An 8,399-nucleotide genomic window follows, 5' to 3' on the forward strand; every position below is an offset into this window, starting at 1 on the left:
CGGTCACAGGAGCGCGTCCCGCCCGGCCGCCTTGAGCCGGTCGACGACGCCCTTGACATCCTGGGCGTGCTCCGGGGTGGTCACCAGCAGTGCGTCGGGGGTGTCAACGACGACGATGCCGGGCACCCCCAGCAGCACCACCTTCCGGTCGGTGCTGGAGGCGACCAGGGCGCCGTCGGCACCCACCGCCTCCACGTCGGCCTCCCCCAGCACTTCGACTCCGGCCGCCGGCCCGGAGGTGACCGCGGGAATCAGCTCGGCCAGGGTGTCGAATCCGCCGACGTCGTCCCAACCCATGTTCCCGGGGACGGTGGCCACGCCGCCGGCGGCGGCCACGGGCTCGGCGATGGCGTGGTCGATGGCAATCGCCTCCAGGCCGGGCCATATCCGCGCCATGACGGCGTCGCGCGCGGGGGTGTCCCAGGCGGCGGCGATCTCCTCGATGCCGGCCGCCAGCGCCGGCCGGCCCACCGCCAGGTGGTCCAGCAGCACGCCGGCACGCACCACGAACATGCCGGCGTTCCACCGGTAGTCGCCGGTGGCCAGGTAGCGGGAGGCGGTGGCGGCATCCGGCTTCTCGGCGAAGTCGAGCACGCGGCGCCCGTCCGGCGCCCCGGGCACATCCAGGGCCTCGCCGGCGTGAATGTAGCCGAAGGCGGTGGACGGTCCGGTGGCCTGGATGCCGATGGTGACCAGCCAGCCGGCCTCGGCGAGTGCGGCCGCCTGGCGCACGGCGTCCTGGAAGGCGGCGTCATCGGCCACCAGGTGGTCGGCGGCGAAGGAGCCGACGATCGCCTCACGCCCGTGCCGGTGGGCGATCAGGGCGGTGGCCAGGCCGATGGCGGCCATGGAGTCGCGCGGAGCCGGCTCGGCCAGCAGGTTCTCCTCGGGCAGGTCCGGGAGCTGCCGGGCGACGGCGTGGACGTGGGCGACGCCGGTGACGACCGTCGTCGTCGCCGCCAGCGGGGCCAGGCGGGCAACGGTGCCCTGCAACAGGCTGCGTCCGGTGCCGGTCAGGTCCAGCAGGAACTTGGGGCGGGCCTTGCGGCTCAGCGGCCACAGCCGGGTGCCGGCGCCGCCGGCGGGAATGATCGCGTGGATGGCGGGGGCCGTGGATGCGGTCGCGGGGGCGGGCTGGTCGGGGCGGGGCTCGGCGTTCACGCGTTCAGGCTAACGGGTGGTCCACCCCGTCCGGGTGCGCCCGCACTCCCAGCGCCGGGCTGACCAGGGAGGCCCAGCTGCCGTCCGGGGCGAGTCGCTGAAGGTGGATGCGGTCCACCACGAAGGTCGCCGCGATGTCTTGGCCGGCCCGGGCGGCCCGGTCCAGGGCGGCGTCGTCGACCTCATGAGCGAGGGTGATGTGCGGGTGGAAGGGGAAGCGCAGGCCGCGGTTGAGCGGCCCGTCGGTAGCGCGCAGGTCCTGCTGGAGCGCGTCGATGGCGGGGCCGCCCTCGGCCACGCCCAGGAACACCACCGGACTGACCGGGCGGAAGGTGCCCACACCGGCGACGCGCAGGGTGAAGGGAGCGGAGGCGGCCGCCACCCGGGACACGTGCGCGGTCACGGCGTCCAGCTCCGTCTTCTCCACGGCGGTGGGCGGCAGCAGGGTCACGTGCGGCGGGATCGCATTGCCATGGGGGTCACCGACCGCCAGACGCACGCCGCGCACGCGCGTGGCCCACGGCTCGGGCAGCACGATGGTGACGCCGAGGACGCACTGGGTGGGCGTGGGCGCGGGGACGTCCATGAGGCGCGCACTCCTCCTCTTGACGGCACGGGCTGACAGCAGCTGCACCTTACCCCCGCGGCGGGCGTGGAAACATCCCGGAGGCGGTCACTCGGAGACACCGGAGAAGGAGCTTGCCAGGGGCTCACAGGCGGGGGTTCGTCTGGCAGAATGGGCCCATGCCGCGCACCGAGACCCCGCCCGCCGCCGTCGCCGGATCCGAGCCCGTCTTCTCCCCCGCGCTGAGTCCGCAGGAGGGTGTGGACGCCGCCACCGGCCTGTTCCGTGAAGCCTTCGGCGCCGAGCCCGACGGCGTGTGGTACGCGCCCGGCCGCGTAAACGTCATCGGGGAGCACACCGACTACAACGGTGGCCTGGCGCTGCCGATCGCCCTGCCGCACCGCGCCCACCTGGCGCTGCGTCGCCGCGACGACCGCATGATCCGGCTGGTGTCACCGCAGACGCGCGAGGCCATCGACGTGCTGGACCTGGACGCGATCGGCCCGAAGGGCACGCCCGGCGAGGTGCGCCACTGGAACGCCTACGTGGCGGGCGTCGCCTGGGCGCTTGAGCGCGACGGGCTCGGGCCGCTGCGCGGCTTCGACGCCGCCCTGTACTCCTGCGTGCCGCTGGGCGGCGGCCTGTCATCCTCGGCCGCGCTGGAGTGCGCCACCGCCGTCGCCCTCGACGACGTGTGCGCACTGGGCCTGGCCGGGACGGTGGACACCCCCGACGACGCCGGCCGCGCCCGCCTGGTGGAGGCCTGCATCCGCGCCGAGAACGAGATGGCGGGCGCCCCCACCGGCGGCATGGACCAGTCCGCCTCCATGCGCTGCCGCGCCGGCCACGCCCTCGAACTGGACTGCCGAGACGGCTCGGTGGTGCATGTGCCCTTCGACCTGGCGGCCGCCGGCCTGACGCTGCTGGTGATCGACACCAAGGCCAAGCACTCCCTGGTGGACGGGCAGTACGGGGCCCGCCGGGATGCCTGCGAGCGGGCCGCCGAGATTCTGGGCGTCCCACTGCTGGCGGACATCGACCCCGGCTCGCTCGAGGCCGCCCTGGCTACGCTGCGCGACTCGGGGCCCGCGGACGCCGAGGTGCTGGTGGCGCGCACCCGCCACGTGGTCACCGAGATCGACCGCACCCGCCGCCTGGTGGCACTGTTGCAGGACGGGACGCCCCTGGCCGGGGAGAAACTGGCCCAGGTGGGTGCGCTCATGGATGCCAGCCACGAGTCGCTGCGGGTGGACTACGAGGTCACCTGCCCCGAGCTCGACGTCGCCGTGCAGGCCGCCCGCGCTGCCGGCGCGCACGGCGCGCGCATGACCGGAGGCGGCTTCGGCGGCAGCGCCATCGCACTCGTGGATACCGCCGCCGTGGACGCGGTGGCCCGCGCCGTCGTCGACGCCTATGCCGACCACGGCTTCACCCCACCGGCGTTCCTGAACGCGGTCCCCTCCGCCCCGGCAGGCCGCTTGGTCTGAACCGCGCGGCGTCCGTGTGACGCCCGCCGCGAGCGCCACACAGCCGCCGCCCGGCGGCCGGCGCGGAGTCCTCTCAGAGCCGTCTGACGGCCGCCCGGGCCACGCGGTTCACCTCGATGGCCGGGCCGCATCCTCCCAGCGGAGGAGATCCCCGACCCCTGAATCCGGGACCAACCAGGGTGTTCTCCTACCTGCGGATGAGCGCATTGCCACCCGCCGCGCCGTAGCCTCGGGGTGTCCCCCGGGCTGCGGCAATCGCCGCCGTGGCCCACCCCACCACCCGGCGGCCTCCAGCCGCCGCTTCCGGCCATGTCGGCCGACCGGAGGTGCGCCGTGAAGCGCTATGTCATGCCCACCATCAAACTGCTGATCGGCGTCGTGATCGCGGTTGCCCTGGTGAAGATCGCCTTCTTCCCCGACTCCGACTCGGGCACCACCGCGAACATCTCCCCCGGCATAGACGCCACCACGCAAACCACGGTCGTGACCACGGGGGACATCGCCAACACCGTGGACGTCAGTGGGCAGATCGTGGAGGACGCGGCCGTGGAGGCGCAGGCGACCCTGAACGGCGTCGTCGACTCCTTCGCCGTCAGCAAGGGAGCCACCGTCACCCAGGGGGAGCCGCTGGTCTACCTCAAGCAGGTTGAGCCGCAGGAGCCGATCATCAGCACCGACGAGGACGGCAACCCGGTGGAGACGCCCGTGGAGGACAAGCTCACCTGGTCGACCGTGTACGCGCCGGCCGCCGGCGTGGTCTCCTTCAACGTGATCAAGGACCAGGAGACGAGCGTCGGTATGGTGGTGGCCACCGTCTCCCCCGGTACCTACTCCGCCAAGGGGACCATCACCGCCGATCAGCAGTACCGGCTGACCAATGCGCCGTCGTCTGCGACCCTGACCGTGGACGGCGGGCCGGCGCCCTTCGAGTGCACGGGGCTGACGATCGGCACCCGGGAGACCACTTCCACCACCACCTCAGAGACCGGCGAGGTCACCACCACCACCGGCGACGGCACCACCGTGGAGGTGCGCTGCGCGGTGCCCTCCGACCAGCAGGTCTTCCCGGGGCTGTCGGTGACCATCGGCGTGGACGCCGGCTCGGCCACCGATACGCTGATCGTGCCCGTCACCGCCGTCGAGGGGTCTGTCACCAAGGGGAATGTCTGGGTGGTCACCGACCCGGAGGACCCGGACGCCGCCGAGGAGCGGGAGGTCGCCCTGGGCATCACCGACGGCGAGAACATCCAGGTCACCGACGGGTTGGCCGAGGGGGACGAGATCCTACTGTTCGTGCCGAACAAGGACACGGTGCGCACCGGCGAGCCGAACACCTGTGAGCCGGACGGATCGGTGTGCTACGACGAGAACGGCGAGGAGCTCCTGTGAGTCCGCTGCTGAGCATGCGGGGCATCGCCCGCACCTTCGAGGTGCCGGACTCCCCGCCCCTGAATATTCTCACCAACGTCGACCTGGACATTTCCGCCGGCGAGCATGTGGCCGTGGTCGGCCGCTCCGGCACGGGCAAGTCCACGTTGCTGAACCTGATCGGCCTGATCGACCAGCCGACCGAGGGCACCTACACCGTGGACGGGCGGGACACGCGCCGTCTGAGCGAGGCCAGGCGCGCCCACCTGCGGGGTCAGACCTTCAGCTTCGTGTTCCAGTCCTTCAACCTGATCGAGGGACTGTCCACCACGGAGAATGTGGCCGCGCCGCTCCTGTATGACACCGGCGCCGCCTTCTGGACCCGCACCCGCCGCGCCGAGGAGCTGCTGGCCTCCGTCGGCCTGGAGGACAAGCTCGGCTCCCCCATCGGTCGTCTGTCCGGCGGCGAGCAGCAGCGCGTGGCCATCGCCCGCGCCCTGGCCCGCCGCCCGCGGGTCATCCTGGCCGACGAGCCCACCGGCGCACTCGACGTGGACACCGGCGCCCTGGTCATGGGGCTGCTGGAACGCCAGTGCCACGAGACCGGGGCGGCCCTGATCGTCATCACCCACGATCTGGCGGTGGCCGGCCGCGCCCAGAAGCAGTACCGGCTCGACCACGGGGTGCTCACCCCGATCATCGTGCGGCACGAGCGCACCGGCGGTCTGGACGAGTTCACCGAGGAGATCACCGACCCGTCGGCGGCCGAGAGCGACGGCCCGGCGGAGCCGCAGGGACGCCACACCGTGCAGCAGGAGGCAGCGTCATGACGGGCATCTTCACTGGATTCTTCGGGGCCCTGGTGGAGGCGTGGGCGCAGCTGCGCATCGGCAAGCTGCGGGTCATGCTCTCCCTGGTGGGCGTGGGCGCAGCCGTGGCCGCCATGACCTTCGTGATCGCCCTGGGCCAGGTGACCAGCGCGATCATCGACCAGGAGATCGCCACCTATGCGGGCCGCCCCGGCACCGTGCGCATCGAAGTCACCCCCACCGGCCGCGGCGTATCCGGCGGCGACAGCGGCACGAGCCCGACCGAGGACCCGGGCGCGGAGGGCGCGGGCGGTGACACCGCGGCCACCGAGCGCATCACCAAGGCGGAGATGAACCTGGTCGACCGCTACAGCGCCAACAGCTGGGCCACCAACTACCTGCAGAACCTGCGCATCGCCTTCCCAGGCGGATCCCGCAGCGTGGAGACAACCGTCGTCAGCCTCGGCTACGGCACCCTCCACCACACGGCGGTGGCGCAGGGCCGCTGGTTCTCGGCCGAGGACGAAGACGACCTCTCGCCGTCGCTGGTGGTCTCGCAGGGCTTCCTGGAAGAGCTGGGCTATACCACCCTGGACGGCCCGCTGACCGTGCGCGCCTACTCCCCCGCCCAGACGACCTTCACCATCGTCGGGGTGCTCAAGCCAGACGACCTGACCTGGTGCGAGAACGACGTCGATGCCGCCGACTACTGCTACCAGACGATCAGCGCCTTCGCACTGACCGGACCGTACGAGCAGTGGCTGGGTGGCGAGGCGCAGGCCTCCCTGCCCGCGCCGACGTTGGAGATCTGGGCCGGCCCGGAACAGGAACAGGAGCTGATCAGCCTGGCCACCCAAGACCTGGACGCCCAGTTCGGGGCGGGATCCACGAACGCCTGGTCGAACACCGACGGCATGCAGGGCCTGGACACCGGCGGGTTCACCACCACGGTGACCATTGCGGGCGTGTTCGTCATGATCCTCGGCGCGCTCAGCCTGATCAACATCTCCATGGTGACGGTGCGCCAGCGCATTCACGAGATCGGCGTGCGCCGCGCCTTCGGGGCGACCAGTCGGCGCATCTTCTTCTCCATCATGCTGGAGTCGGTGGTGGCGACCGTGGTCGCCGGGATCATCGGCATCGGCATCGCGATCGTGGGGATGCGGGTCGCGCCGCTCGGCACGCTGCTGGGGGTGGCGGTGGAGACCCGGCCGCCGTTCCCCATGTCCGCCGCCCTGATCGGGTTGATCGCCGCGACCGGGGTGGGTGCCCTGTCCGGCATTATCCCGGCGGTGGTGGCCGTGCGCATCAAGCCCATTGACGCGATCCGCTACTGACCGCGGCGCGGCAGGGGTTTACCGGTCGCACCGGGGTAACCGAGCGGTGCGTTCCACCGGTTGTCCTCGCGTTCCACGACCTCGGGGAGTGTTCCACGACCGCCCCGGGATCGTGCAACGTACATCAAGGTCGTGGAACGTCAGTTACCCATGACGAAGGCGCGATGGCGCAGGCTGCCGGGACGCAGGTCGGTGACGTGCACGGAGGCGACATTCGCCCAGCGGGGGCCGTGGTACAGCCAGGCGATCATGCGGGCGACGTCGTCGGCCGGCCCCTGGGCGAAGACCTCCACGTCGCCGTCGTCCAGGTTGCGTACCTCGCCGACCAGCCCGAGCCGCTCCCCCTCCTCCATGCAGGACCAGCGGAAGCCGACTCCTTGCACGCGGCCGGAGACGATGGCGTGAATCGTGCGCCGGCGTTCGGTGTCGGCGCTGGCGGAGTCGTCCCCGGAGTGGGCGGCGGCCCGGTCCGCAGCACTCTTGTCCGTGGCGTCGGCGGCGGGCTGGTTCGCCGGACGGCGGAAGACGTCGAAGAAGCTGCGCGGCATATGCCCATTGTCGCAGGAAACCGGCCCGCCTTACAGGGCCGACGGCGCAGTGCTCCGCCGAGGTCGGTAGACGTTACGTGCCGAGATCGGTAGTTACGACGGCACCGAACGCGCTCATCGGATCCAGCTCGTGGCCAGGCCGACACGCACGTACACTCGGGCGTTATGCGCGTAGCCACCATCAACGTCAACGGCATCCGGGCCGCAGCCCGCAAGCACATGGATTCCTGGCTGGAGTCCAGCGCCCCGGATGTACTGCTGGTGCAGGAGGTGCGAGCCGACGAGACCACCGCGGCCGCGCTGCTGCCCGGGTACGAGTCGGTGATCTGGCCTTGCCGGGTGAAGGGAAGGGCCGGCGTCGCCGTCGCGGTGCGCCAAGGGGCGCCGGTGACCGTGGGCGCGGTGCGTCGCGGCGTCAGCACACCGGGGAGCGAGGAGCCTGATGTGGACTCCGGCCGCTGGCTGGAAATGGACCTGACGGCCACCAACGGCGCCGGGGCACAAACCCCGCTGACGGTCGTCTCCGCCTACTTCCACTCCGGCCAGGTCGGGACGATCAAGATGGACCAGAAGTACGCCCACCTGAACCTGGTGGACGCGCGCATGTCATCGCTGCTGGCAGGCGCGGCGGCCGGCGGTCCACAGGTGCTCATGGCCGGTGACCTGAACATCGTGCGCTCCGAGCGGGACATCAAGAACTGGCGGCCCAACCACAACAAGTCCGCGGGCGTGTTGGATGAGGAGATCGCCTACCTCGAGAGGTGGTTCGGGGCCGGCTGGGTGGACGTGGCCCGCAGTCTCGCGCCCGACGCACAGGGCCCGTATACCTGGTGGTCGCAGCGCGGCAAGGCCTTCGACAACGACGCCGGCTGGCGCATCGACTACCAGGTGGCTACGCCGCAGCTGGCCGGGCGGGCCCGCGCCTTCACCGTGGACCGGGCGCCCAGCTACGCCGAGCGCTGGTCGGACCACGCCCCGGTCGTCGTCGACTACGACCTCTGAGGCGGTTTGTCGCTTATCACCCTCTGAGACGGTTCGTACCTCCTTACGACGGTTCGGCACCAACACCGACGGTTCGTACTTTCCGGTCGGCGGTTCGTACCTCCTTACGACGGTTCGGCACC

At 71.6% G+C, this 8,399-nt stretch carries 8 protein-coding genes; 5 read left to right on the forward strand and 3 right to left on the reverse strand.

From position 1 onward, the window contains the following. Positions 1–3: 3 nt before the first annotated feature. Positions 4–1,161 carry a mannose-1-phosphate guanylyltransferase gene (locus BN1056_RS04875; RefSeq protein WP_210579515.1) on the reverse strand — a complete coding sequence of 386 codons (1,158 nt, stop codon included), beginning with the start codon at positions 1,159–1,161 and terminating at the stop codon, positions 4–6. A gap of 4 nt (positions 1,162–1,165) precedes the next feature. Further along, positions 1,166–1,747: a 2'-5' RNA ligase family protein gene (locus BN1056_RS04880; protein WP_210579516.1), complete on the reverse strand. Its 582-nt coding sequence runs from the start codon at positions 1,745–1,747 to the stop codon at positions 1,166–1,168. Positions 1,748–1,905: 158 nt separating this feature from the next. On the opposite strand from BN1056_RS04880, the gene galK reads away from it, so the two are divergent. The 4 genes from galK (at position 1,906) to BN1056_RS04900 (ending at position 6,727) form a co-directional block, all read left to right on the forward strand. After that, a complete protein-coding gene (gene galK / locus BN1056_RS04885) occupies positions 1,906–3,213 on the forward strand; it encodes a galactokinase (RefSeq protein ID WP_210579517.1) in 1,308 nt (435 codons plus the stop codon). Positions 3,214–3,561: 348 nt separating this feature from the next. After that, positions 3,562–4,602 (forward strand): permuted SH3 domain-containing protein, encoded by a 1,041-nt coding sequence (locus tag BN1056_RS04890; protein ID WP_244671508.1) that lies wholly within the window; start codon positions 3,562–3,564, stop codon positions 4,600–4,602. Then, positions 4,599–5,411, forward strand: coding sequence for an ABC transporter ATP-binding protein (locus BN1056_RS04895; RefSeq protein WP_170866429.1), 813 nt, complete (start codon positions 4,599–4,601; stop codon positions 5,409–5,411). Before BN1056_RS04890 ends, BN1056_RS04895 begins: the two co-directional genes overlap by 4 nt. Beyond that, positions 5,408–6,727, forward strand: a complete 1,320-nt coding sequence (locus BN1056_RS04900; protein ID WP_210579519.1) for an ABC transporter permease — start codon at positions 5,408–5,410, stop codon at positions 6,725–6,727. The genes BN1056_RS04895 and BN1056_RS04900 overlap by 4 nt, the downstream gene beginning before the upstream one ends. Before the next feature lie 140 nt (positions 6,728–6,867). On the opposite strand, the gene BN1056_RS04905 is transcribed toward BN1056_RS04900, so the two are convergent. Further along, positions 6,868–7,275 carry an acylphosphatase gene (locus BN1056_RS04905; protein WP_083565310.1) on the reverse strand — a complete coding sequence of 136 codons (408 nt, stop codon included), beginning with the start codon at positions 7,273–7,275 and terminating at the stop codon, positions 6,868–6,870. A gap of 165 nt (positions 7,276–7,440) precedes the next feature. On the opposite strand from BN1056_RS04905, the gene BN1056_RS04910 reads away from it, so the two are divergent. After that, positions 7,441–8,277, forward strand: a complete 837-nt coding sequence (locus BN1056_RS04910; RefSeq protein WP_210579520.1) for an exodeoxyribonuclease III — start codon at positions 7,441–7,443, stop codon at positions 8,275–8,277. Positions 8,278–8,399: the final 122 nt, after the last annotated feature.

It is taken from the genome of Actinomyces succiniciruminis (genome assembly GCF_900002405.1).
Lineage (GTDB): Bacteria > Actinomycetota > Actinomycetes > Actinomycetales > Actinomycetaceae > Actinomyces > Actinomyces succiniciruminis.

Bases quoted from the DNA above. Each gene is read 5' to 3' on its own strand.
- BN1056_RS04880 (WP_210579516.1), bottom strand. From the start codon at position 1,747: ATGGACGTCCCCGCGCCCACGCCCACCCAGTGCGTCCTCGGCGTCACC.
- galK (WP_210579517.1), top strand. From the start codon at position 1,906: ATGCCGCGCACCGAGACCCCGCCCGCCGCCGTCGCCGGATCCGAGCCC.
- BN1056_RS04890 (WP_244671508.1), top strand. From the start codon at position 3,562: ATGCCCACCATCAAACTGCTGATCGGCGTCGTGATCGCGGTTGCCCTG.
- BN1056_RS04900 (WP_210579519.1), top strand. From the start codon at position 5,408: ATGACGGGCATCTTCACTGGATTCTTCGGGGCCCTGGTGGAGGCGTGG.
- BN1056_RS04905 (WP_083565310.1), bottom strand. From the start codon at position 7,275: ATGCCGCGCAGCTTCTTCGACGTCTTCCGCCGTCCGGCGAACCAGCCC.
- BN1056_RS04910 (WP_210579520.1), top strand. From the start codon at position 7,441: ATGCGCGTAGCCACCATCAACGTCAACGGCATCCGGGCCGCAGCCCGC.